At 59.6% G+C, this 23,486-nt stretch carries 22 protein-coding genes; all 22 read left to right on the forward strand.

Annotated elements, in window-relative coordinates:
- The first annotated feature begins 70 nt into the window (after nt 1-70).
- The gene (locus tag ACSBQV_RS06425) at nt 71-2,617 is read left to right on the forward strand and encodes a DUF2169 family type VI secretion system accessory protein (RefSeq protein ID WP_099817840.1); all 2,547 of its coding nucleotides are present in this window, start codon (nt 71-73) and stop codon (nt 2,615-2,617) included.
- Complete coding sequence (locus ACSBQV_RS06430) at nt 2,614-3,681, forward strand: pentapeptide repeat-containing protein (RefSeq protein WP_099786028.1); 1,068 nt, start codon at nt 2,614-2,616, stop codon at nt 3,679-3,681. Before ACSBQV_RS06425 ends, ACSBQV_RS06430 begins: the two co-directional genes overlap by 4 nt.
- A 30-nt stretch (nt 3,682-3,711) precedes the next feature.
- Entirely contained in the window at nt 3,712-4,347 is a 636-nt protein-coding gene (locus ACSBQV_RS06435) for a DUF3540 domain-containing protein (RefSeq protein ID WP_033650852.1), read from the forward strand.
- 17 nt (nt 4,348-4,364) lie between these two features.
- Nucleotides 4,365-4,757 (forward strand): DUF4150 domain-containing protein, encoded by a 393-nt coding sequence (locus ACSBQV_RS06440; protein WP_033643549.1) that lies wholly within the window; start codon nt 4,365-4,367, stop codon nt 4,755-4,757.
- A 48-nt stretch (nt 4,758-4,805) separates the two neighbouring features.
- Nucleotides 4,806-5,306, forward strand: a complete 501-nt coding sequence (gene tagV / locus ACSBQV_RS06445) for a type VI secretion system accessory protein TagV (protein ID WP_033643550.1) — start codon at nt 4,806-4,808, stop codon at nt 5,304-5,306.
- Nucleotides 5,307-5,335: 29 nt separating this feature from the next.
- Nucleotides 5,336-5,866, forward strand: coding sequence for a type VI secretion system lipoprotein TssJ (gene tssJ, locus ACSBQV_RS06450; protein WP_033643551.1), 531 nt, complete (start codon nt 5,336-5,338; stop codon nt 5,864-5,866).
- A gap of 40 nt (nt 5,867-5,906) precedes the next feature.
- Entirely contained in the window at nt 5,907-7,253 is a 1,347-nt protein-coding gene (gene tssK / locus ACSBQV_RS06455) for a type VI secretion system baseplate subunit TssK (protein ID WP_099786197.1), read from the forward strand.
- 21 nt (nt 7,254-7,274) lie between these two features.
- A complete protein-coding gene (locus tag ACSBQV_RS06460; protein ID WP_049272050.1) occupies nt 7,275-8,477 on the forward strand; it encodes a DotU family type VI secretion system protein in 1,203 nt (400 codons plus the stop codon).
- A complete protein-coding gene (gene tssM / locus ACSBQV_RS06465; protein WP_033643552.1) occupies nt 8,477-12,112 on the forward strand; it encodes a type VI secretion system membrane subunit TssM in 3,636 nt (1,211 codons plus the stop codon). The genes ACSBQV_RS06460 and tssM overlap by 1 nt, the downstream gene beginning before the upstream one ends.
- A gap of 18 nt (nt 12,113-12,130) precedes the next feature.
- Nucleotides 12,131-12,850, forward strand: coding sequence for a type VI secretion system-associated protein TagF (tagF, locus tag ACSBQV_RS06470; RefSeq protein WP_033643553.1), 720 nt, complete (start codon nt 12,131-12,133; stop codon nt 12,848-12,850).
- A 23-nt stretch (nt 12,851-12,873) separates the two neighbouring features.
- On the forward strand, nt 12,874-13,905 hold the full coding sequence (gene tssA / locus ACSBQV_RS06475; protein WP_060660572.1) for a type VI secretion system protein TssA: 1,032 nt from the start codon (nt 12,874-12,876) through the stop codon (nt 13,903-13,905).
- 122 nt (nt 13,906-14,027) lie between these two features.
- Entirely contained in the window at nt 14,028-14,564 is a 537-nt protein-coding gene (gene tssB / locus ACSBQV_RS06480) for a type VI secretion system contractile sheath small subunit (protein ID WP_015378282.1), read from the forward strand.
- A 3-nt stretch (nt 14,565-14,567) separates the two neighbouring features.
- The gene (gene tssC / locus ACSBQV_RS06485) at nt 14,568-16,073 is read left to right on the forward strand and encodes a type VI secretion system contractile sheath large subunit (RefSeq protein ID WP_004934958.1); all 1,506 of its coding nucleotides are present in this window, start codon (nt 14,568-14,570) and stop codon (nt 16,071-16,073) included.
- Between the two features lie 57 nt (nt 16,074-16,130).
- Nucleotides 16,131-16,637: a type VI secretion system amidase effector protein Tae4 gene (locus tag ACSBQV_RS06490; RefSeq protein WP_071605363.1), complete on the forward strand. Its 507-nt coding sequence runs from the start codon at nt 16,131-16,133 to the stop codon at nt 16,635-16,637.
- Nucleotides 16,634-17,074: a T6SS amidase immunity protein Tai4 family protein gene (locus ACSBQV_RS06495; protein ID WP_038876774.1), complete on the forward strand. Its 441-nt coding sequence runs from the start codon at nt 16,634-16,636 to the stop codon at nt 17,072-17,074. The genes ACSBQV_RS06490 and ACSBQV_RS06495 overlap by 4 nt, the downstream gene beginning before the upstream one ends.
- A 195-nt stretch (nt 17,075-17,269) precedes the next feature.
- Nucleotides 17,270-17,752 carry an Hcp family type VI secretion system effector gene (locus tag ACSBQV_RS06500; protein WP_004934962.1) on the forward strand — a complete coding sequence of 161 codons (483 nt, stop codon included), beginning with the start codon at nt 17,270-17,272 and terminating at the stop codon, nt 17,750-17,752.
- 81 nt (nt 17,753-17,833) lie between these two features.
- Nucleotides 17,834-18,628, forward strand: a complete 795-nt coding sequence (locus tag ACSBQV_RS06505; protein WP_099786199.1) for a lysozyme inhibitor LprI family protein — start codon at nt 17,834-17,836, stop codon at nt 18,626-18,628.
- A 16-nt stretch (nt 18,629-18,644) separates the two neighbouring features.
- Nucleotides 18,645-18,980 (forward strand): T6SS amidase immunity protein Tai4 family protein, encoded by a 336-nt coding sequence (locus ACSBQV_RS06510; protein ID WP_241900206.1) that lies wholly within the window; start codon nt 18,645-18,647, stop codon nt 18,978-18,980.
- 69 nt (nt 18,981-19,049) lie between these two features.
- Nucleotides 19,050-19,385, forward strand: a complete 336-nt coding sequence (locus tag ACSBQV_RS06515; protein ID WP_226886090.1) for a T6SS amidase immunity protein Tai4 family protein — start codon at nt 19,050-19,052, stop codon at nt 19,383-19,385.
- A 724-nt stretch (nt 19,386-20,109) separates the two neighbouring features.
- On the forward strand, nt 20,110-21,843 hold the full coding sequence (gene tagH / locus ACSBQV_RS06520; RefSeq protein ID WP_099786038.1) for a type VI secretion system-associated FHA domain protein TagH: 1,734 nt from the start codon (nt 20,110-20,112) through the stop codon (nt 21,841-21,843).
- Nucleotides 21,843-22,616 (forward strand): PP2C family protein-serine/threonine phosphatase, encoded by a 774-nt coding sequence (locus ACSBQV_RS06525; protein WP_033643559.1) that lies wholly within the window; start codon nt 21,843-21,845, stop codon nt 22,614-22,616. The genes tagH and ACSBQV_RS06525 overlap by 1 nt, the downstream gene beginning before the upstream one ends.
- Before the next feature lie 29 nt (nt 22,617-22,645).
- A partial coding sequence (locus ACSBQV_RS06530) for a type VI secretion system-associated protein (protein ID WP_434991427.1) occupies nt 22,646-23,486 on the forward strand: 841 nt, incomplete at its 3' end.

The following is a 23,486-nucleotide window of genomic DNA, read 5'->3' on the forward strand; positions in this document are numbered from 1 at the left end:
GAAAAACGGATTGTTTTTGAGCAAGCAGCCTGGCTGCCGGCTGATATCCACAGGAAGCTTTACACACACAATGAAAGTCGTAAAACCTCTGCGCCTCAGCGCGCTTCATCGCCCCTTCTCTTGGCAAGGGCAAAATCATCTGGGCGTTTCCATTTTGGCCTTGGCCGACATGGGGGCTTCCCCGCGCCTGCGCCCCGAACCGGAGCTGTGGCAGTTGGCCGCCGACGAACTTACGCTGAGCGGCGGTGTGCTCGATTTGGCTATTCCGAAAGCCTGTGCGGAGTTTCTCGCCACCGGCAACGCCTACACCCACCATCAACAAGACAAAACCGCCTGCGCCGTGAAGATCCAGCTTGATTCGCTGGAGAAAACGCTGGTGGTTTTCGGCGATCGTCATTGGATCAACGATCGCCCCTCCTCTCCTCTCCCTTTTGCAGAAATGCGTCTGGACTGGCGCCGGGCTTACGGCGGGGCTCAGTTCGCCGATAATCCGCACGGCATCGGCGCCACTCCAGAAACATTTCCGCAGGGCCGCATTCATCGCCTACCCAATGTTGAACCGCTGCAGGAGCGCCTCGCGTCTCCTCGGCAAAGCGCGCAGCCGGCAAGCTTTGACGCGTTGGATATCACCTGGCCGCGCCGCTTCTCACGCATCGGTAAAAACTACGACGCCGACTGGTTGAAACACGGTTTTCCCGGCTTCGCCAACGATATCGACTGGCGCCTGTTCAACATGGCGGAAAGCGATCAGCAGTTTCCCCAACGCGACAGCTTGCCGCTTCAGGCTGCCTACCGGATATGGAACATGCACCCTTCAGAGCCGGTTCAGCAAGGCCGTTTGCCGGCGTGGCGCGCACGCTGCTTCATTAACCGGCTGCGCGGCGGCGAAGCGCATTTCGGGGAAGTCGCGATGCGCCACACCACCGTGTGGTTCTTTCCCCATCGCGAACAAATGCTGTTGATCTACCAGGGCAGCCTTCCCATCAATGAAGACGATGCCGCAGACGTCATGCAGCTCATGCCGGCGCTGGAAATTGAGGGTAAAAGCCGCACCGTCGCGCATTATCGGCAGGTGCTCGATCGGCGGCTTGATAAAGAGCATGGCGCTCTGCACGCTTTTCGTGAAAAAGATTTGCTGCCGGAGTGCTGTATCGGCCCCTGGCTCGATACGGAAACGCCGACGCAGCAAAGCCCGATGGTGGAAAACATCGCCGCCTACGAGCACCACCAACGCGAACAACACCGCCAACGTCTGCAGCGCGAAGGCCGAGACATCGACGACATGTTTGCCGCGCCGCCAGCTGAACCGATGCCCGCTTTGGATCAGCTGGCCGAGTTTGTCGAGGGCATGGAACAGCGCGCTGAAGCGCATTACCGTGAAATCCGCGATGACGCGCAGGCAAACGGCATTGATATTGACGGCCCTGGCCCCGCCGACCTTTCCGGCGCGGAAAGCTACCAACAGCAGCGCGACCAGCTGTTTCAACAGGCGCGTCAACGCCCCGACGCGTTTAGCGACAAGCAGTTGGGGGAAAGCGAGCGCGCGCTGCACCAAATGTATTTAATGTCGGCACAGGCGCAAAGCCCGGCGCTGCGTTTAAGCGGCGATCTGGCACAGATCATTCGCCAACGCGTCACCGCGGCCATGCAGCGCGATAAAGATCTCAGCGGCCTGGATCTCACCGGCGCCGATCTGTCCGGCATGGACCTCAGCCATGCCACCTTGCGCGGCACGTTGCTGGAAAACGCCAATCTGCGCCAAGCCCGGTTGGTGGGCTGTGACCTTCGCGAGGCAATGCTGGCGCGCGCCGATCTCTGCGGTGCCGTCTTGCAGCAGGCGGATCTGAGCCACGCCTCTTTGGCCCTGGCGAAATGCGAAGCGACGGATTTCGGCGGCGCACAGCTGCATGAAACCAACATTCAACAAACGTTGTTTCAACGCTGCGACTTCACGATGGCGTCCTTACGCGATTTGCTGGGGTACGAAACCTTGCTTGGACAGTGTGATTTCAGCCGCGCCACGTTGGCCAACATTACGCTGATGGAGCTGCAGCTGGAGCAACTGACATTCAGTCACGCCCGGCTCGACAAAGTCAGCTTCATCAAATGCCGGCTGCTGGCGGTGAAATTCGAGCAGGCACGGCTGGAAAGCTGCGCCTGGGTTGATACCGAAACGCAAAACCTCAGTTTCCGCGCCGCGCGCCTGACGGCCTGCGCCTTTGCGGCAAAGACGCTGTTGCCCCAGGCGGATTTCAGCGACGCGACGCTGAACCAGTGCAATTTGCGTCAGATGCCGTTGCAGCGGGCAAGTTTCAGCCGCGCGCGCCTCAACAATTGCGATCTGTCGGAAACGCGGCTGAACGAGGCCGACTTCAATCAGGCCAACGGCAGCGGCAGTCTGTTCATTCGCAGCGATCTGACGCGCGCCAACCTGCGCGACGCCAACTTTATTGCGGCGATCCTGCAAAAGTGCGTGCTGTCAGGCGCCGACCTGCAGGGCGCCAATCTGTTCCGGGCCGATCTGTCGCAGTCGAAAGTGGACAAGGCGACCCGGCTCGACGATGCCTATACCGCCAGAGTGAAAACATTGCCTCGCCACAACGGGAAAGAAGTATGACCTCAACGCCAGAGCAGATACGCCAGCGTGTGAAACGCGGCGAACCGATTTCCGGTGAGGATTTGCACGGCCTGTCATTCGCGGGTATGGATTTGGCCGGCGCAATGTTCAACGCCCTGAACCTGAACGGCGTGGACTTCTCCGATTGCGATCTGCGCGACAGCGTATTCAGCGATTGCCGGCTCGAGCACGCTCTGTTTACTCGGGCGAACCTCAAGCAAACGGCCTTCAATCAGTGCGCCATGTCCGCCAGCCGCTTCAGTGAGAGTCATATCGAGCTGACGATGTTCAACGAATGCCGGCTTGAACAGGGTGATTTCAGCCGTCTGCCGCTCACCCAAAGCCACTGGATGTCATGCCAATTGGCCGGCGCGAACTTTTCCGCCACTCAGCACGATCGCACCACGTTTTACGAAAGCCCGCTCGACGGCGCTACGTTGGAGCATGCCCGACTTTCGCTTGTCACGTTTTTTCGCTTAACCCTCTGTAACACAGAATTTGCAGGAGCAGATTTCGACCGCGTCACGTTTTTCGAATGCGACCACCGCGGCAAAAGTTACGCCGGGCAGCGCCTGATCGCCTGCCAGTTTACCGATAACCAATTGGACGACGTCGACTTCAGCCAGGCGACGCTGCGCCAAAGCAACTTCAAGGGCGCTTCGCTGCGGCGCGCCAACCTGACGGGCGTGCAGGCGCAGCAGTCGCTGTGGCTGGAGGCCAACCTGACTCAGGCGCTGTGCCGCGGCGGGCAGTTCGATCAGGCGATTTTCAGCGAAGCGACGCTGGACGCCGCCAACTTCAACCAGGCGCGTCTGTATCAGAGCGTGTTCCAGCACAGCCGCGCGGCGCGCTGTGATTTCAGCGACAGCGACCTAACCTACGCCGATTTTTGTTATGCCGACATCGGCGCCGCCGATTTTCGGCGTGCGCGCTTCATGCGCACCCGCATGCACCGCGCCCACCAGCAGCAAACGCGCTGGGGCGACCGCAGCGGCATTCTCGAGCGCGACGAAGAGCTGTACGCCGCCGAAATCTGGAGCGCACAGCGCCAGAGCCGCATTTGAACGTATTGACCACTTCACGAGGGGATCACCATGAGCGTTGTCAACACTACTCGCGCCGTCAACATCGCGCCGCCCCAGCAGGCCGCCGGTCAGGTCGTCAACCTGTTGCCGGACGGCAGCCTGGTGGTGGAATGTGAAGGCCGCGGCTGGCATTGCCGCCGTGCGGCCAGCTGCCTGCTGACGCCGGCCCTCGGCGATAGCGTGCTGGTCGCCGGTTGCGGCCACCAGCTGTGGGCGATCGCCGTCCTCGAGCGTGCGGAACCGCAAAACGCGGCGCGGCTGAGCGTCGAAGGCGATCTGCACATTGAAACGCTGCACGGCTCGCTGTCGCTGCACGGCGCGCAGGCGCTGAACCTGAGCGGCGACGCCATGACCCTGCAAGCAAACAGCGGCGACTGCCACGTCGACAAGATGAAATACAGCGGCGAAGAGCTCTCGGCTTTCGTCAGCATCAGCCGCCTGGTCGGCAAACGCTGCGAGTCACTGTGGCATTCGGTCAGCCAGATCAGCCACTCGCTGTTTCGCAAAGTGCGCCAGACCGAGCACGTGCGCGCCGGGCAGCTGGATTATCAGGCGGAAGATTACGCCCGTATTCATGCTCGCAACACGCTGATTACCTCGAAAGACATCACCAAGCTGGATTCGGAACAGATCCACGTCGGATAACCTTGCGGAGGCCTTTTATGTTTGCCAATAGCCAAATGATCGGCGTGGACCTGGCGTTTCCCGACGTCTGTCTGACGCCAAGCCCGGCGCCGGTGCCCATTCCCTACCCGGATATCGCCCTGGCGCCGACCGCCATCCCGAACGCGTTCAACATTCTGTTCGTCGGCACCCCGGCGCACAACATGGCGACGGTGACGCCACTGACCAACGGCGACAACCCCGGCGTGGCCACCGGCGTCGCTTCCGGCACGGTGATGGGGCCGTCCCGCCACCTGACCGGCGCCTTTACCGTGCTGCTCAAAGGCACCCCGGCCACCCGGCTGACCAGCCTCAGCCTGCAGAACTCCACCAACGCGCTCGGCATGCGCATCGTGCCGAGCCAATTAAAAGTGTTGCTGCTTGCGCCCTGATGACGGCGCTTTATTACACAGCCATTCAATCAAGAAAAAGAGGACATTGTGAAAACACGGATTACCCTGACGTTGTTGACCGCCCTGACGCTTGCCGGTTGCTCCACCCCACCGCCACCGCCGCCGGCGCTCAATAACGACGCCATCGTCAGCAGTGAAGTCAACGGCGTCACGTTAAAGCACCGCGCCGCGGTGAGCGCGCCGAAACAGTTCAAACCGATCGGTGAGGAGTACCGCAGCCTGTACGCCGCCAGCATCATGAGCAGCCCGAATTATACCGGCACCGCCGTCGGCAGCCTGGACAACGCCGCCGCGTTCTACGCGCTGGGCGAAGTGGAAAACAACTGGCTGGCGATCTCCGCCATACGTGGCGGCGATCTGGTGGGGTATATCCAGGCCAACGCCGGCGTGCCGGAAGCGCGCTACAAAGCGACGCTGCGCAAAGATCTGCCGCGCCGCGCGCGCGCCGCCAAGCAGGACTGCGTTAAAGTCGGCGGCGACAGCAAGGCGTGCAAAAACGCCGGCTCAGCCACCTGGATCCTCCAGTAGTCAGCACGCCTGCGGGCGACGAGATTCCCATGACGACGACCCCTATCGCTTCCCGCTGGTGCGGGATGCTGTTTCTGCTGCTGGGCGCGCTGGCGCTCGGCGGCTGCATGTCTTCCGCGAAAAGCGTGCCGGCGCGTTACAGCCTGGTCTTCGACGCTGACCGCCAGGTCAACGCCGCCGCCGGCGCGCAACCGGCGCCGATCAAAATTCGCGTGCTGCTGCTGCGCTCGGATGCGGAATTCATGGAAGCCGACTTTTTCAGTCTGCAAAACGACGCCAAAAGCGTGCTCGGCAACAGCCTGCTGGACAGCGATCAGTTCTTCCTGACGCCGGGCCAGACCGGCAAAAAGCTCGGTGGGCAAAGCACATTGGACGCACGTTACATCGGCGTGATCGCCGAATATCAAAATCTGGACGGCAAGACCTGGCGCATTTCACTGCCGCTGCCGGAACCCACCGAAACCAATTTCTACAAGGTATGGCAATTCTCGCCGGATGAGCTGGAAGCGCATATCGTCGCGGGCGTGAGTGGCCTGCGCCCCGTAAAAAAGGTCGACTGACCTACCGCTGCGCTGAAGCGAAGTAACTATAGGTGTGATGATGAAAGATGCTCATAAGGTTGTCTGGACTGAGGGGATGTTTTTGCGCCCTCACCATTTCCAGCAGGCGGAAAACTATCTCGAAGGCTATATGCGCAACTGGGGCCAGGCCCACAGCGGCTGTTTCTGGGGATTTCTCACCCTGGATCTGGACCAAACGCTGCTGCGCCAGGGCAAGATCGCGCTCAACGCCGCCAGCGGCATCATGCCCGACGGCACGCCGTTTCGCTTCTCCGGCGCCCAGCAGGCGCCCGCGCCGCTGGCCATCGCCGACAACAAGACCGGTGAAAACGTGGTGCTGGCTCTGCCGACCTATCGCGCGGGGCGTGAAGACGTGATCTTTCAGGAAAGCCCGGAAGCGCTGGCGCGCTATCTGGCTTACGAGACCGAAGTCGACGATCTCAACGCCGTCTCGGTGGGCAGCGCGGCCTTGCAATTCGGTCGCCTGCGCCTGCGGCTGATGCTGGAGAGCGAGCTGAACGCCGAATGGACGGCGCTCGGCGTCACCCGTGTGCTGGAAAAGCGCGGCGACAACAGCCTGCGTCTCGATACGGCGCAAATCCCGCCGATGCTGAACTGCCAGGGTAACCCGGTACTGAAGACCTTCATCAACGATCTGCAGGGTCTGCTGCAACAGCGCAGCCAGCAGATGAGTCAACGCCTGCTGCAACCGGGCCGCGGTGGCAGTTCCGAAATGGTCGATTTCATGCTGCTGCAGCTGATCAACCGCCATCTCGGTCAGGTGAGCCATGCCTACCACCTCGACCATCTGCACCCGGAGCGCCTGTTCGCCGATTGGCTGCAGTTCGCCACCGAACTCGCCAGCTTCTCGGCGCAGCGCACCCCGGAAGGCCGCCTGCCGGTGTATGACCACGACAACCTGGCGCTGTGCTTCGGCAAGCTGATGCTGTTGCTGCGTCAGGGCCTGTCGGTGGTGCTGGAGGACAACGCCATTCAGCTGACGCTGGTCGAGCGCTCCCACGGGCTGAACGTCGCCACCGTGCAAGACGCCAAAATGATGCGCGACTTCGGCTTCGTGCTGGCGGTGCGCGCCGACGTGGCCGCCGAGGTGTTGCAGACCCACTTCCCGGCGCAGATGAAGATCGCCCCGGTCACACGCATCCGCGATCTGGTGCAGCTGCAGCTGCCGGGCATCGGTCTGCGCACCATGCCCGTCGCGCCGCGCCAGATCCCTTATCACGCCGGCTACACCTATTTCGAGCTGGAAAAAGGCGGCGACCTTTGGAAACAGATGGAAAAATCCAGCGCCTTCGCCCTGCATCTGGCCGGCGAATTCCCGGGGCTGGACATGGAATTTTGGGCGATTCGCAGCCATACGGACCGGTAACCTATGACTCAGGAAAATAGCATGGCGCCGGCGGCCAACCCGCTGGTGGACGCCGCCAACCCGCTGCTGAACGCCATTTCGCAGATCCGCCAATCGGCCACGCACGCCAACCCGGCGCAGCTGCGCCAACAGCTGATCGACGAAATGCGCCGCTTCGAGATCCGCGGCCAACGCGCCAACCTGCCGTACGAAGTGATCATCGGCGCGCGTTATTGTCTGTGCACCGCGCTGGATGAAGCGGCGGCGCTGACCCCGTGGGGCAGCAACAGCGTGTGGTCCGGCAGCGGGCTGCTGGTGACCTTCCATAACGAAACCTGGGGCGGCGAGAAGTTCTTCCAGCTGCTGGCCAAGCTGTCGCAGAGCCCGCGCGAGCACATCAATCTGCTGGAGCTGATCAATTATTGCCTGCTGCTGGGCTTTGAAGGCCGCTACCGGGTGATGGAAAACGGCCGCTCGCAGTTGGAAACCATGAAGCAGCGCCTGCTGCAGCTGATTCGGTCGGTACGCGGCGGCTACGCCCCGCCCCTGTCGCCTCATGCGTTGGATCTGCCGGTACAACAGAAACTATGGCGTCCGCTGGTGCCGCTGTGGGCCTGCGTGGCGCTGACCGGCTTCCTGGCTTCGCTGCTGTTTATCGCCCTCAACTGGCGGCTGGGCGACAACACCAGCCCGGTGCTGGCAGCGATTTACCAAACCAACCTGCCGCAGGTGGCGATCGGTAATCCGGCGCCGGCCGCGCCGCCGACGCTGAGCCTGAAAAGTTTCCTGCGCAAAGAGATCGCCGAAGGGTTGGTGGTGGTGCGCGACGAAGCGCAGCAAAGCGTGGTGATCCTCAAAGGCGACGGGCTGTTCGACTCCGCCGCCACCACGGTGCGCGCCAACTACATTCCGGTCATCGATCGCATCGCCGCCGCCATGAACGGCGTCAGCGGCAAAATCCTGGTCACCGGCTACAGCGACAACGTGCCGATCCGCAGCGCCCGCTTCGCCTCCAACTGGGAGCTGTCGCTGGCGCGCGCCGAAGCGGTCAGCGCCCGCTTGCAAAAACACCTCGCCAACCCGCAGCGGGTCAAGGCCGAGGGCCGCGGCGAGAGCAACCCCGTCGCGCCGAACGATAACAAAGTGAACCGCGCGTTGAACCGCCGGGTAGAAATTACGCTGTTGGTCGCCCCGGAAAACACCCAGGCGGAAATCAACGGCTTGCCGCAAGGAACCGGAAAGTAATGCTCAGTACGTTATTCTCCATCATCACCAGCCGCCTGCTGTGGGGCTTTGTCGGCATCACCGCGCTGGCGTTCATCATCTGGACGATCGGCCCGCTGGTCGCCATCGGTGACTATCGCCCGCTGGAGCCGGAACTCAACCGCCAGATCGCCATCGGCGCTATCTACCTGATTTGGTTCCTGTGCCGCCTGATACCGCGCCTCTACAGCGCCTGGTTCAACAGCCGCCTGCTGAGCAACCTGCGCGCCGCCGAAGCGGTGCCGGCGGAAGACGGCAAGCCCGAGATCAAACCAGACGATCCGCTGGCCCAGCGTTTCGACGAAGCGGCGCAGCTGTTGAAAAAGGCGCGCTTCGCCCCGGGCCAGGGCGACGGCAAACATCGCTGGATGACCCGCTTCAGCCGCCAATATCTGTATCAGCTGCCGTGGTATGTGATCATCGGCGCGCCCGGCGCCGGTAAAACTACCGCGCTGGTCAACTCCGGCCTGCATTTTCCGCTGGCGGATCGCTTCGGCAAGTCCGCGCTGCGCGGCGTGGGCGGCACCCGCAACTGCGACTGGTGGTTTACCAACGACGCCGTGCTGCTCGACACCGCCGGCCGCTACACCACCCAGGAAAGCCAGCGCGAAGAAGACGCCGGCGAATGGCAAAGCTTCGTCGCGCTGCTGAAAAAATATCGCACCCGCCAGCCGATCAACGGCGTGATGGTCACCATCAGCGTCGCCGATCTGCTGAGCGACAGCGCGGAAGCGCGCGCCGCGCAGGCCAGCGCGCTGCGCAAACGCCTGATAGAACTGCACGAACAGCTGGGCATTCACTTCCCGGTCTATGTGCTGGTGACCAAAACCGACCTGCTCAACGGCTTTATGGCCTATTTCGGCAGCTTCGACAAAGCGCAGCGCGACCAGATCTGGGGATTCACCTTCCCTTACGAGCGCTCGCGGCAGCCGGACTTCAACCTGAACGCCGCCTTCGAACAACAATACGCCCTGCTGCAACAACGGCTGGATGCGGCGCTGCCGGATACGCTGCTGATGGAGCACGACGCGCGCCAACGCGCCGAAAGCTACCTGTTCCCGCAGGAGTTCGCCGCGCTGCGCCCGCTGCTCGGCCAATATCTGGAACAGGTGTTCGCCACCTCCAGTTTTGAAACCCGCTTTACCCCGCGCGGCATCTACTTCACCAGCGGCACTCAGGAAGGCCTGCCGTTTGACCGGGTGATGGGCGAACTGAACCGCTACCTGCAGCTGCCGCCGGCCAATTCAGGGGCGCAGGCCAACGCGGCCTGGGACAGCGTGGGCCAGGAAACGCCGATCCCGGCAGCCAAAGGCCAGAGCTTCTTCCTGAAAGAGACGCTGGAATCGGTGGTCTTCCAGGAGTCCGGGCTGGCGGGCAGCAACCGCTGGTGGGAATACCGCAACCGCGCCCTGCACTGGGCGGGGTACATCGCGCTGGCGGTGATCCTGGCGGTGCTGGCGATGTTGTGGTTCACCAGCTACGGCAACAACAAGGCCTATCTGGCGGAAGTGGCCGCCAAGGTGCCCGGCGTCGAGCGCCAGGGGCAAAGCCTGACCCAGTTGGGCAACGGCGATATGTTCTCGCTGCTGCCGTTCCTCAACAGCCTGCTGCATCTGCCGGACAGCCAGAACTTTTCGCTGGACGATCCGCCGTTCACCTATCGCATGGGATTGTTCCGCGGCGATCAGGTCGGCGACGCCGGCAATGCCCTGTACCAAAAAGCGCTGAAAGAACTGCTGCTGCCGCAGGTGGCGCAACAGATCGCCGCCACGCTGCGCAACGACAACCACGGCGACGCGGACTTCAGCTATGAAGCGCTGAAGGCCTACCAGATGCTGTATCTGCCGAAGCAGTACGACGGCAAATTCCTGCGCGCCTGGGTGATGCTCAACCTGCAGCGCAACCTGCCGCAGGGCAGTACCCAAAAACAGCTGCAGCAGATCGAATGGCACCTGAGCCAACTGCTGGATACACAGATCCAGGCCTCGCCTTACGCCAAAGACGAGCCGTTGGTGGCGCAGGCGCAGGCCGCGCTCAATCGGGCGCCGCTGTCGCAACGCGTCTACGGCCGCCTTAAGCGTCTGCTGCTGAAACAGACCGACATCAAGCCGGTCAGCCTGGTCGATTTGGCCGGTCCGCAGACCGAACTGGCGTTCAGCCGCAAAAGCGGCAAACCGGTGACCGACGGCGTGCCGGGCCTGTTCACCTCGCAGGGGTATTGGAAAGCGTTCAACGACAACATCGATCCGGTGACCGATACCCTGCGCAAGGAAGACGTCTGGGTGTTGAACAGCCAGACGCCGGAGCAGAAAAGCGCCGATCTGACCAAGACCATCCGCCAGCTGTACATGCAGGACTTTATCAGCGCCTGGGATGAGCTGCTGGGCGATATCCAACTGGCCAACATCGGCAACCTGACCCAGCGCATCAGCAGCGCGCGCCTGCTGTCCGGCAATCCGTCGCCGATGCGCAATCTGCTGGTTAACGTCAGCAAAAACGTCACCCTGCGCGACGAGAAAAGCGACGCCGATTCCCGCTCGCTGCTGGCCAAAACCGAAGACAAACTGAATCAAAACGCCAATCGCACGCTGGAGGCGCTGTTCACCAACCGGCCGGCCAACGCCGACGGCGACGTGTCGGCCCAGCCGGAACAGCTGGTGATGGCGCACTTCGCGCCGCTGCTTGAGCTGGCGCAAAGCCAGGGCGAAGGCAATAAGGCGATCCCTTTCGACAGCGTGCTGAAACAGGTCGATGAGCTGTACAGCTACCTGACGGCGGTGCAAGGCGCGGCCAACAGCGGCATGTCGGCGCCGCCGAGCGACATCATCCCGCGCCTGCAGGCCGAATCCGGCCGCTTGCCGGTGCCGTTCAAACAGATGCTGCTGTCGCTGGCGATCGGCGCCAGCAGCGACACCCAGCGCAAAGAGATGGAGAACGTGAAAAAGCGCATCAGCTTCGAGGTCGGCAGCTTCTGCCGCCAGGCGATCGCCGGGCGTTATCCGTTGGTGGCCCGGGCGCGCCAGGAAGTGACGCCGGACGATTTGGCGCGCATGTTCGCGCCGAACAGCGGGCTGATGGACAGCTTCTTCCGCGACAACCTGCAGGGCAAGGTCGATACCACCCGCGCCAACTGGCGTTTCACGCCCGGCGTGGACGGCAAGACGCTGCCCGGCGGCGAAGGCATCCTGCGGTCGTTCCAGCAGGCGCAGCGCATCCGCGACGCCTTTTTCGCCAACGGCACGGCGACGCCCTCTTACCGCGTGACCGTGCGGCCGGTGCGGATGGATAACGACATCCTCAACCTGACGCTGGATATCGACGGGCAGCTGTTCAAATACAGCCACGGCCCGCAGGTGCCGCTGGTGGTCAGCTGGCCGGGCACCCGCAATACCAACCAGGTGCATCTGCAGCTGGCGCTGGCCAACGGCACCACCGCCAGTCTGGTGACCAGCGGGCCGTGGGCGCTGAACCGCCTGGTGGATATGGCGCAGTCTTCGGGCACCGGCGGCCTCGGCCGTCAGGCGACGTTCAATCTCGACGGCCACCGCGTCACGCTGGAGTTCACGCCCAACAGCATTCGCAATCCGTTCCAACTGCCGGCCTTCTCGTGCCCGTAGCCCCGAAAGGACATGACCATGAGCACTGATTCAAGCGCCCCGACGAGCATCGGCTGGTACGGCAAACTTCCTTCCGCCGGTGACTTCCTGCAACGCCGTTTGCCTGACCCGGTGGTCAACAACTGGGCCCACTGGTTCCATAACGGGCTGGTGAATTTGCAGCGCGATGCGCAGGGGCCAAACGATCACCCGTTCAGCAACGCGCCGGTGTGGAACTTCGTGATCCCCGCCACGCTCGGCAGCCAGTACGTGCAGATGGGCTGCCTGTTGCCGGCGCGCGACCGCGTCGGGCGGCGTTACCCCATCTGCGCGCTGCGCCTGTTCAGCCAACAGGATTGGCGCCCGCAACAGCTGAACATGGCGGCGAGCTGGTACCAACAGCTCGGCCATACCCTACTGAACGGCGTGCGCAACGGCTTCTCCGCCGAACAGATCGACCGCACGCTGCAGGCGATCCCGGCGCTGCCCAGCCCGCCGGCGGAAGCGGACTCCGAGATCTTGTCGATTATCGGTTTCCAGCATCCGGACGTACCGGGCCTCGGCTGGCAGCAGGCCGCCGACTGTTTCGATCCGGCGCAGTACACCAGCTTTTGGTGGACCAATCAGGCCGACGGGCACCCGCTCTACACCCACGTGCACAGCGGCAACCTCACCGTGCAGCTGTTTTCATTGCTGTTCGAACCCAACGGCTGGGCGCGCCCCGGCCGCGGCGGCCAGTACCCGCAAATGTTTGATTAACATCGCTCGTTGAAGGAAATCTTATGGCTATCGACACCGATACCCTGCTGGCCCCGGTTGACGCGGACACGCCCTGCGGCGACAACCTGGAATACGACGCCGACTTTCTGGCCATGGCGCGCGCCGCCACCGGCAAAGCCGAACAGCAATTCGGCAGCACCATCATTCCGGAAGAAGCGCCGGATTGGGTGCAGGTCGAGCGTCTCGCAAGCTCGCTGCTGGCGCGCACCAAAGACCTGCGCGTCATGCTGTATCTCACCCGCGCCTGGACCCAGCTGCGCGGATTGCCGGGCTACGCCGACGGGCTGACGCTGATCCACCAGGCGATACTCCGCTACTGGGATGCCCTGCAGCCGCCGCTGGAGTTCGACGGCGAGGCCGACCCGCTGTTTCGCATCAACGCGCTGGCCGACCTTGGCGACAAGGCCGCGCTGGCCGCCAGCGTGCGCGCCGCGCCGCTGCTGAAAAGCGCCGCCGGTGAAATCTCGCTGCGCGATGCCGGCGCCCTGCTCGACGGCAGCAAGCAAGAGTGCCCCAACTTTCCCGGCGGCCGCGCACGGCTGCAGGATGAGCTGGCGCAACAGGATCGCCCCGAAGGCGCGCTGGTGATGCATATCGCCAACACCCTGGCCGCCATTCGCAGCGAAGTCACCCGCCATCTGGGTGAAAGCGCGCTGCCGGAAATGAGCGCGCTGACCAAAGTCTTTTCGCTGGTGGCGCTTGCCGGCCAGAGCGAGGCCCCGGCCGCCACCGAAGCGGACGCCACACAGGAAACCGCCGCTGAGCAGCCACCGGCCGCCGTGCAGAGCGCCTCTGCCTCACTCAACTGGCGCAGCGCGCAGATCCAGTCGCGCGATGACGCCCAGCTGATGCTGGACAAGGTGAAAAACTATTTTCGTCTTCATGAGCCAAGCCACCCGGCGCCGCTGATGATCGATCGGGTACAGCGACTGATTACGCTGGACTTTATGCAAATCGTCCGCGATTTGGCGCCCGATGGGCTTAACCAACTGGAGACCATTCTCGGTCGCCCCGACAACGAGGAGAACAGCTAGCCGCCGACTTTTGTTCTCTTGACGACACCCGATACCGTCTGCCCCTGCGCAGACCCGAATCAGAACCTGACTCTCCCAGCCGGACGAGGCGCGTTCCCAATCGCCATTAGATGGAGTAAATCATGTCAAACTCGAAATCCCGCAGCGGGCAGAAATTCATCGCCCGCAACCGCGCGCCGCGCGTACAGATTGAATACGATGTCGAAATTTATGGCGCAGAGCGCAAAATCCAGCTGCCGTTCGTGATGGGCGTGATGGCGGATCTGGTGGGGAAAGCGGTCGATCCGCAAGCCAGCGTGGAGGAGCGCAAGTTCATGGAAATCGACGTCGACAACTTCGACGAGCGCATGAAATCGCTGAAGCCGCGCGTCGCTTATCAGGTTGACAATACCCTGACCGGCGAAGGCAAGCTGAACATCGATCTGACCTTCGAAAGCATGGAAGACTTCTCCCCCGCCGCTATCGCCCGCAAGGTCGACGCGCTGGACAATCTGCTGGACGCCCGCACCCAGCTTTCCAACCTGCTGTCCTACATGGACGGTAAAAACGGCGCCGAGGAGCTGATCTCCAAGATCCTGCAAAACCCGGCGCTGCTGAAATCCCTGACCGACGCGCCGAAGCCGGCGGTTAACGATGACAACAACGAGCGTGAGGATTAATCGATGAGCAACTCGCCTCAGCAACAAAATGCGTTGCAAACCACCGAGACTTTTTCCAGCGATGAGTTCAGCGCGCTGTTGAACAAAGAGTTCCGGCCGAAGACCGATCAGGCCAAAGAAGCGGTCGAGAACGCGGTGAAAACTCTGGCGCAGCAGGCGCTGGAAAATACCGTCACCGTTTCTTCCGACGCCTACCGCACCATCCAGGCGCTGATCGCGGAAATCGACGAAAAGCTGTCGCAGCAGATCAACCAGATCATTCACCACGACGATTTCCAGAAGCTGGAAGGCGCGTGGCACGGCCTGCACTACCTGGTCAACAACTCTGAAACCGACGAGATGCTGAAGATCCGTTTCATGAGCATTTCCAAGCAGGAGCTGGGCCGCACGCTGAAGCGTTATAAAGGCGTGGGCTGGGATCAGAGCCCGATCTTCAAGAAAATCTACGAAGAAGAGTATGGCCAGTTCGGCGGCGAGCCCTTCGGCTGCCTGGTGGGCGACTACTACTTCGATCACAGCCCGCAGGACGTGGAGCTGCTGGGTGAAATGGCCAAGATCGGCGCCGCCTCACACTGCCCGTTCATCGCCGGCACCGCGCCAAGCGTGATGCAGATGGAGTCCTGGCAGGAGCTCTCCAACCCGCGCGATCTGACCAAGATTTTCCAGAACACCGAATACGCCGCCTGGCGCAGCCTGCGCGAATCGGAAGACGCGCGCTACCTGGGCCTGGTGATGCCGCGCTTCCTGGCGCGCCTGCCGTATGGCATCCGCACCAATCCGGTGGACGAGTTTGACTTCGAAGAAGATACCGACGGCGCGACCCACGGCAACTACACCTGGACCAACGCCGCCTACGCCATGGCCGCCAACATCAACCGTTCGTTCAAAGAGTTCGGTTGGTGCACCGCCATTCGCGGGGTGGAATCCGGCGGCGCGGTGGAGAACCTGCCGTGCCATACCTTCCCGAGCGACGACGGCGGCGTGGACATGAAGTGCCCGACCGAGATCGCCATCAGCGATCGTCGCGAAGCCGAGCTGGCCAAAAACGGCTTTATGCCGCTGGTGCACCGCAAAAACTCCGACTTCGCCGCCTTTATCGGCGCGCAGTCGCTGCAGAAGCCGGCGGAATACTACGACGCCGACGCCTCCGCCAACGCCCAGCTTTCCGCGCGCCTGCCATACCTGTTCGCCTGCTGCCGCTTCGCGCACTATCTGAAGTGCATCGTGCGCGACAAAATTGGCTCCTTCCGCGAGCGCGACGATATGGAGCGCTGGCTGAATGACTGGATCATGAACTACGTGGACGGCGATCCGGCCAACTCATCGCAGGAAACCAAGTCGCGCAAACCGCTGGCCGCGGCGGAAGTGCAGGTGGAAGAGATCGAAGACAACCCGGGCTACTACAGCGCCAAGTTCTTCCTGCGCCCGCACTACCAGCTGGAAGGCCTGACCGTCTCCCTGCGCCTGGTGTCGAAGCTGCCTTCGCTGAAGCAAAACGACGCGTCCTGATGGACTGGAGTCAGGCCGCGATCCCGCGGCCTGATAAATAAAACATGGAGGTAAATCATGGGAACAAGACCCCGTTTTCTGGCTGCCTGGACTGCGGCTAAAAATATTTATGACCCAAACGATCCTCTGGGAAAAGTTAAAAATACGATTGGCGGTGCCGTAAAACGAAACTTTGAGATACCCGCCGAATCAGGTGGCTGGGAAAACAGCTGTGCTGTAAGGATGAGTTACGTGCTCAATTACACAGGCCATCCAGTTCCCAGAATAGGTCAGTTAACCGTCTCAGGCGCAGATAAAAAATGGTACTTTTTCCGCGTGCGGGATTTGATTCCCTACCTGACTAAAACGTGGGGAAAACCTGACATGATTGTTAATTACCCTCAATTACCTGTTACGCAACTGGCCAACAAAAAAGGATTAATACTTTTTGAAGTATCAGGTTGGGGAAATGCGGGCGGGCACGCCACTTTCTGGAACGGAAACAGTTGTTCAGATCATTGCTATTTCAATGAGCCCGGAACCAATTACTCTACTCCGCGAGCCAATTTTTGGGAGTTGCCATGAACAAGTTAATCACAATCGGATTGGCAACTACCTTGTTGGGGCTCTCGCAGTCATCGCTCGCCAAGGACATTCAAGATCCGGTGGCATTTATCAAACAGATGCCTTATCACCAGGTCGTAAAAGAACTGGCATTGTCACGCTGCCTGGCACAGGTCTCCGATTCGGATAAAGCGTTCTCTCTTGATGCAGCCAGAACGGCGAATGCGATGAGAGAATGGATGCCATTCGATATCGAATCAGGTGATGAGAAAATCAATGCTCTCATCGGCAAATATAAATCCAGAGTCAATGAGTTTCACAGTGAAACCAAAGGCAAGAGTCAAGGTGTCACCTTAAACTGCCTGCGGTTGTACCATAGTCCGGAATTGGACAAGCTTTCCCGACAGCTCATTGCAGGCAATCCAGATCGCACGTGGAATCAAGATAACGCGAAATAATTAAGCATTGAGCCATTAGCACTTAATAGTGGCTCGGTAACCCGTACCGATAGTTTTCGGTATTTAAGAAGGTGCATGGCACAAGGATATAAATTGGTAATGCATTACCACACTTGCAATTCCTGCTGCTATTACCTGAGTTTTTCAACGTAACGTTAATACTACTGTTAACCCTTAATAAAGAGTGAAGAAACTATGGCTATTGATATGTTCCTGAAAGTTGAAGGTGCCAGCGGCGAATCCAAAGATTCGAATCACAAAGGCTGGACCGACATTACTTCTTTCTCCTGGGGCGCTTCTCAACCGGGCAATATGGGCGTTGGCGGCGGCGGTGGCGCCGGTAAAGTGTGCTTCAACGATCTGCACGTCAACGCGCTGATCGACAAGTCAACCCCGGCCTTGCTGAAACACTGCTCAAGCGGCAAACACCTGACCAAGATTGAGCTGTCGGTTTGCAAGGCGGGCGGCACCCAGGTTGAATACGCAAAAATCACCCTGGAAGACGTGCTGGTCACCGCCGTGCAGTACACCGGTGCAGGCGGCGAAGACACCGTGGGCGTCACCTACTCCTTCCAGGCGGCGAAAGTGAAACAGCAGTACTGGGAGCAGAGCGACAAAGGCGGCAAAGGCGCCGAAAGCAGCGCAGGTTGGAACATCAAGGAAAACCGCGAAGCTTAATTGTTATACAACCTCCCCATTATGGGGAGGTTTATTAGCAAACTAAGGACAGTATTTTGCAGAGATAAGGACATCACTCAATTGAGTAAACATCAATTTCTCATCAGTAGCGTCTTATTATCGTTCAGTACATACGCTGCAGAAAAAAACGTTAATGCCTCAACATCATCAACTATTGATGGCTTATGGCAAGTGACTCAGGTCAACATAGATAATGAGACTACCCGCACGCTTAGCTATCAATTTAACGATCCTCGATTACTAGGAAGAGTGATCAATATTTCCGCTCAATCAATAGAAAACAATCTGCCGGAAAAAGACGTCTGCACAGCGCCAACCTTAAGTATTGAGAGAGGCACGCTAAATCAATTCATCGGCAAGTCGATGGGCGGAGATAAAAGCATCTCGGCTAAAAACTATGCATTGAAAGAAAACGGCCAAGCAGAAGTCTCTCTTTTCAAGATCGATTGTCACGCCGGATCATTCGGCCCAGCCGATAATGGTGCAGGCTCCAGCTTTGCCGCTCTCAATCCACAAAAAATGCTGGTTAATTGGTACGATGGTTCGCTACTGCAATTAGAACGGTTACCGAAAGATCCTAAACCTGCAGCGTCTTTCGACTGTGCTAAATCTACAAGCGTTGTTGAAAAAACTATCTGCTCAGACTTCAATTTATCCGCCTATGACAAAAGCGTTTCCCAAGCTTGGCTGTTGGCAAAAAAGCAGGCGACCGATGTAGGGGATAAAAAACTGGCGGCTTCTTTAAACAGCACGCAAAGATCTTGGTTACTGCAAAGGGATAAATGCCGAGATGACAAAGATTGCCTGGCCGATACGATGCAAAAACGAATCGATGCACTTACGTCACACGATTAAAACTGCGTTCCTACTCATGTTGGCGGTATTGAATGCTGAAGCTTACGCCAACGGAAAGTATTCCCCTGCCGAGTACCTCAAAAACTACGCGCTTAGCGTTTGCATCGCCGAGGGGTACTCAGCAAAAGAAGTCAAAAACGATGCCGCCGCCGCTGCTCGGGGTTATATGGAGTTCGGCGATTATTCTCTGGAGGCGCATACCGCCGTCAGGGCGCTGGCAAAAGAATTTCTGGCAAAGCCCTATGACAGTATGTCAGGGGAGCCGATGACGATGGCAAAGTGCATCGATCTTGTACATAGCCAAGCGTTGCAAGCCATCATCAAGAAGTACCAAGGGAAAGACGACAACTGATATCAGAGTTGCTCAAACGACGGCTCATATCAAAGGTTATCTCGGATGAGAAGATACACGTACTTTTTAATGTCTCTGCTGCTCGGAAGCCATGTAGCCCTTGCTGAAAACTCACTCAATATTTTATCGCAAGAGGCACTATATAAAAATTGGTTAGTCAGCCGCTGCATTGGGAAGTCCACTGACTCAGAAAAAACCAAGCAAGACGCCTTCCGTTCCGCTTCCGCCTATTTAGAATTGAGTAAACTGCCGATGGATGCATTCGAACAAGGCGAAAAGCTGGCTGAACAGTACGCCAATAAAAATAGCCAAGGCTCAGTTAAAGGAAGTTATCATATTTTAGATTGCCTTTTACTGCAGAACGCCAGTGAAGCTGAAGCCATTTTTAAACGTTACTCAAAGTAATAGCCGCAGTGATAGAATTCATTTTTTGCAGCCATCAGCCTCAAATTAATTACATTTTTATCACTTATAATTTATTACTTGAAAATATACCAGCACCATTAATCATCAGTCATTGGGAAAATATTCCTTGACTTTCTATTACTCAGTACAAACCATATGGAATTTTAGAGCATTGGGATAAGGAAAAAACAGTGTTCGATGACGTCACGCTTTCCACCTACTCTTACTCATTTGTGTTTTTATACTTTTTCCTGTCAGTCTTAGTATTTGTCGGGCTTTATCACCTAAAACAAAAAACCAACAATAGAAAATCCTATTCCCTTTTTGTGATAGCTACCACAGTAAATTTATTTGCAAGCATCATCCAAGGTTTAGTATTTAACTATGGTTCTGAGATACTGGATCCAATGCTCAATATAAAACTTCAAGATTATGACGAGGTCTGGTACGCCAGTATTATATTCGCCCTTACTTACTTATCTCAACTACCGACTAATCTCTATTACAAAAGAAAGGGTAAGAACAATGAGAGTAATAGCAAAGACATCACCTGACATATACAGCCTCACGTTACTAAATTGAAGCTTGCGAACATATAATGCGTTAACCAAAGAATTTAGTCACTCAAATTCAAAGCTCTCTCTTAGGAAAGAAATCAAGTCAAACTCATCCAGTTATCGAGTTCCACTGTCTGGCCATAAGATCTTATCAGCAGGAATGCCTTATGCGATTTTCCATTGTAAAAAATAAAAGCGGCCAGGTTCCGCCGCAGAGCAGTTGCGATTTTCTGCCGCCGGGCGGCACCATCGGCCGCAGCGTGGACAACAACCTGGTGCTGCCGGACGAAGAGCGCGCCATTTCCCGTCTGCAGGCGATCGTGCACATTTCCTCTGACGGCGAATGCCGCATCACCAATCGCGGCAACGTCACCCGCGTGCTGCTGAACGATATTCCGCTGGAACGAGGCCGCCAGGTTGAATTGCAGGATGGCGACGTGCTCGGCATCGACGATTACCAGATTGAAGTCAGCGCGCTGCAACAGCACGCCGCGCCGCAGGCTCAACCGGTGGCCAAGGCCGTTGCCGCTGCTGCGGCCCCTGCAGCCGCCGCCAAAGAAAAATCCGCCGCGCCGATCCCCAACGAAATCTGGGACAGCCTGGTGGAAGAATTTACGCCAAACGCGCCGACCGCCGTCACACCGCCGCCGATCGCCAATCCGGACAATCATCCGCTGCTGGATACCCCCGCTCGCGAGCTGAACCCGGCCGATCCGCTGGCGCAGCTGGCGGGCGATGTCGATCTGCGCCAATTGCAGCAACAGCAAACCGATCCGGCCGCCTTGTTCAACACCGACTCCACTTTTGAGCGTGAGCATATCCTGGCCGACACCACTCCCAGCGCGCTGCTGGCGGAGCAGGCTGCGCCACCGCGCCCGGCTCCCCCCGTCCAGAATGCGCAGCAACCGGAACAAGAGCTGGATCCGCTGGCGCTGTTCGGCGGTTCATCCGCGCCCGCTTCGCCAGAGACGTTAAACAGCAACGACCCGCTGGGGCTGTTGATGGGCGGCGCCGTGCCACTGGCTCAGCCGGAGGAACCGGCACAACCGCCGTCCCCACCACCGGCGCCGATCGCCACACAACCGCAAGCGCCGCGCCCTCAACCGACGCCGACGCCTCCGCCGGTGCAGAGACCCGAGCCGCAACCCCAACCCGCGCCGCAGTTCAGCCAGCAGGAACCGCCTGCGCAACCTCCGCGCCCGCGCCAGGGCAACCGCCTGGGCATCGATCCGGTCGCCTACCAGTCCGCCCAGCGGCAGCAAGCTGCCGCGCCGAATGGCGACACCTTGGAGGGGCCGCTGCTGACGGCGCTGTTGCAAGGCATCGGTCTCGACGATCTGCAGCCGCAGCCGCATTTCGACGAACAACAGATCCGCCAGGCTGGCCGCCTGCTGAGCCTGTTCTCGCAAGGCACCGTCGCCCTGCTCTCATCCCGCTCGATCCTCAAGCGCGGCGTGAAGGCTGAGATGACCATGATCCTCGACGAGGCCAACAACCCGTTCAAACTGCTGCCTTCGGGGAAAACGGTGCTGATGCAGATGTTCGGCAGCCAGATGCCGGGCTTTATGCCGCCGGAACAGGCGGTGCGCGATGCACTGATCGACCTGCAGGCGCACCAGCTGGGGATGATCGCCGGCATTCGCGCCATCATCGCCGCCATGCTGCAGTCCTTCAACCCGGAGCGCCTCGAAGAGGAAGCGCGCAAGGAAGGCGTGGCGCCGCGTCTGTCGCTGCCCGCCAACCGCAAGGCCGCGCTGTGGGACTACTTTGTGAAGAACTATCAGCAAACCTCCGGCGAGATCGAGGACGATTTCCACACCCTGTTCGGCGAAGCCTTCCTGCACGCCTATGACGTTGAAGTGAATCAATACAAAGACTCACAGACCAAACCGGACGCGTAATGAATATCACCATAGCCTCTACCTCCAATCAGGGCGGCCGCGCCTCCAACCAGGATCAGACCGGCGAGGTGCTCGGCAACCGCGCCGCCTGCTTCGTGGTGTGCGACGGCATCGCCGGTTTTCCGGGCGGCGATATCGCCGCCAAACTGGCGCGCGACACCATTTTGCAAAACTTCGACGGCGAAAAGCACCTGAACGCCCAGAGCATTCGTCAGCACATTACGCGCGCCAATGCCGCCATCCACCAGCAACAGCGGCAGTCGGACGAATACAGCAAGATGGGCACCACGCTGGTCAGTCTGTTTATCGATCGCGATTACCAGCTGGCCTACTGGGCGCACGCCGGCGACAGCCGCCTGTACCTGTTCCGCCGCGGCTACCTGCATGCCGTCACCACCGACCACAGTCTGATCCAACAGATGCAGGACGCCGGCTATCAGACCAACGGCATCAACAGCAACCTGCTGTATTTCGCGCTGGGGCTCAACGAAGAGCGCGACGCCACCTACAGCGACGTGCTGCAGCTGGAAGACGGCGACGTTTTCCTGCTGTGCACCGACGGCTTCTGGCACAGCTTCAGCCAGGCCGAACTGGAACAGTCGCTGCACATGGTCAACTCCCCCAGCGAGTGGATCGCCCTGATGCAGCAGGCATGGAAGAAAAACAATAACAGCGATAACTACAGCGCTATCGCCGTCTGGATTGGCTCACCGCAGGAAACCACCCTGCTGCATTCGCTGGCGGATGCGGAACGGTTTCTCATCCGCGACTGAGTCGGCGCACATTCACAGCAAGGTTCACTATGAAATACTGGATGCCGGGGCTCGTTGCCCTGATGGCGGTACCGACCGCGCAGGCGATGAACTATCGCCTGGTTTACTCCCCCAGCCAGAAGCTGGAAGTGTTTATCGATGACGTCAAGAACAGCAATCCGGAAAGCTGGTGCGGCAAAAGCATCCCGCTGCGCATCGTCTCGGCGCAAGGCAAAGATCCGGCCGTGTTGAACGACTTTCTGCCCCGCGTCGGCAATCTGCTGGAAAAGCAGTGCCCAAAAGCCGGTCATCTGCCCTGGACGCTGACCGACAAGCGCGGTGAGAAGCTGGCGACCGGCGAAGCCGCCAAAGCGCGCGGCTGGAAACCGGTGGTCAAACAAGAGACCGCCGAGCAGCCGCAAACCCCGCCGCCGCCGACCATTCCTGCGGCGGTGGCCGTCACCTCTGCGCAGGCGGACACCGCGCCGCCACAGCGTTTCAGCCTGCCACAGGGCTGCCACTTCCGCACCTTCTGGGGTGACGACGCCACCGGCGGCGCGCTGTTCATTCCCGCCGGCGACGCGCTGCGCTGCGGCGAGGACGGCTGGCTGCAGGGCAGCGGCGCGGTCACGCTGCAACACGGCGGGCAAACCCTCTCGCCGACGCTGTGGTTCCTGCAAGGTTACCCGCTGGCGAAGATTAACGGCGGCGATCGCGCGCTGACCGTCGTCAGCGCCAACGCCCAACGGCTCATTTTGGGCGGCAACCCGCAGGCGCCGGGCAGCTTCCTGCTGCTGACCTTCGAACCGCAGTTGCATGCCTGGGCGTTCAACGGTGAAGCGATCGTTGAAATGCCGCGTGTCGACGCCGCCGACGAGACCAAGATCACAC

This window comes from Serratia sp. B501 (assembly GCF_051172315.1).
Lineage (GTDB): Bacteria > Pseudomonadota > Gammaproteobacteria > Enterobacterales > Enterobacteriaceae > Serratia > Serratia ureilytica.

Excerpts from the sequence above, each read along its gene's own strand:
- tssM (WP_033643552.1), top strand. The coding sequence starts at position 8,477 with ATGCTCAGTACGTTATTCTCCATCATCACCAGCCGCCTGCTGTGGGGC.
- ACSBQV_RS06435 (WP_033650852.1), top strand. The coding sequence starts at position 3,712 with ATGAGCGTTGTCAACACTACTCGCGCCGTCAACATCGCGCCGCCCCAG.
- ACSBQV_RS06510 (WP_241900206.1), top strand. The coding sequence starts at position 18,645 with ATGTTGGCGGTATTGAATGCTGAAGCTTACGCCAACGGAAAGTATTCC.
- ACSBQV_RS06495 (WP_038876774.1), top strand. The coding sequence starts at position 16,634 with ATGAACAAGTTAATCACAATCGGATTGGCAACTACCTTGTTGGGGCTC.
- ACSBQV_RS06490 (WP_071605363.1), top strand. The coding sequence starts at position 16,131 with ATGGGAACAAGACCCCGTTTTCTGGCTGCCTGGACTGCGGCTAAAAAT.
- tssK (WP_099786197.1), top strand. The coding sequence starts at position 5,907 with ATGAAAGATGCTCATAAGGTTGTCTGGACTGAGGGGATGTTTTTGCGC.
- ACSBQV_RS06515 (WP_226886090.1), top strand. The coding sequence starts at position 19,050 with ATGTCTCTGCTGCTCGGAAGCCATGTAGCCCTTGCTGAAAACTCACTC.
- tssC (WP_004934958.1), top strand. The coding sequence starts at position 14,568 with ATGAGCAACTCGCCTCAGCAACAAAATGCGTTGCAAACCACCGAGACT.
- tssA (WP_060660572.1), top strand. The coding sequence starts at position 12,874 with ATGGCTATCGACACCGATACCCTGCTGGCCCCGGTTGACGCGGACACG.
- tssJ (WP_033643551.1), top strand. The coding sequence starts at position 5,336 with ATGACGACGACCCCTATCGCTTCCCGCTGGTGCGGGATGCTGTTTCTG.
- ACSBQV_RS06425 (WP_099817840.1), top strand. The coding sequence starts at position 71 with ATGAAAGTCGTAAAACCTCTGCGCCTCAGCGCGCTTCATCGCCCCTTC.
- tssB (WP_015378282.1), top strand. The coding sequence starts at position 14,028 with ATGTCAAACTCGAAATCCCGCAGCGGGCAGAAATTCATCGCCCGCAAC.
- ACSBQV_RS06460 (WP_049272050.1), top strand. The coding sequence starts at position 7,275 with ATGGCGCCGGCGGCCAACCCGCTGGTGGACGCCGCCAACCCGCTGCTG.
- tagH (WP_099786038.1), top strand. The coding sequence starts at position 20,110 with ATGCGATTTTCCATTGTAAAAAATAAAAGCGGCCAGGTTCCGCCGCAG.
- ACSBQV_RS06500 (WP_004934962.1), top strand. The coding sequence starts at position 17,270 with ATGGCTATTGATATGTTCCTGAAAGTTGAAGGTGCCAGCGGCGAATCC.
- ACSBQV_RS06430 (WP_099786028.1), top strand. The coding sequence starts at position 2,614 with ATGACCTCAACGCCAGAGCAGATACGCCAGCGTGTGAAACGCGGCGAA.
- ACSBQV_RS06440 (WP_033643549.1), top strand. The coding sequence starts at position 4,365 with ATGTTTGCCAATAGCCAAATGATCGGCGTGGACCTGGCGTTTCCCGAC.
- ACSBQV_RS06525 (WP_033643559.1), top strand. The coding sequence starts at position 21,843 with ATGAATATCACCATAGCCTCTACCTCCAATCAGGGCGGCCGCGCCTCC.
- tagF (WP_033643553.1), top strand. The coding sequence starts at position 12,131 with ATGAGCACTGATTCAAGCGCCCCGACGAGCATCGGCTGGTACGGCAAA.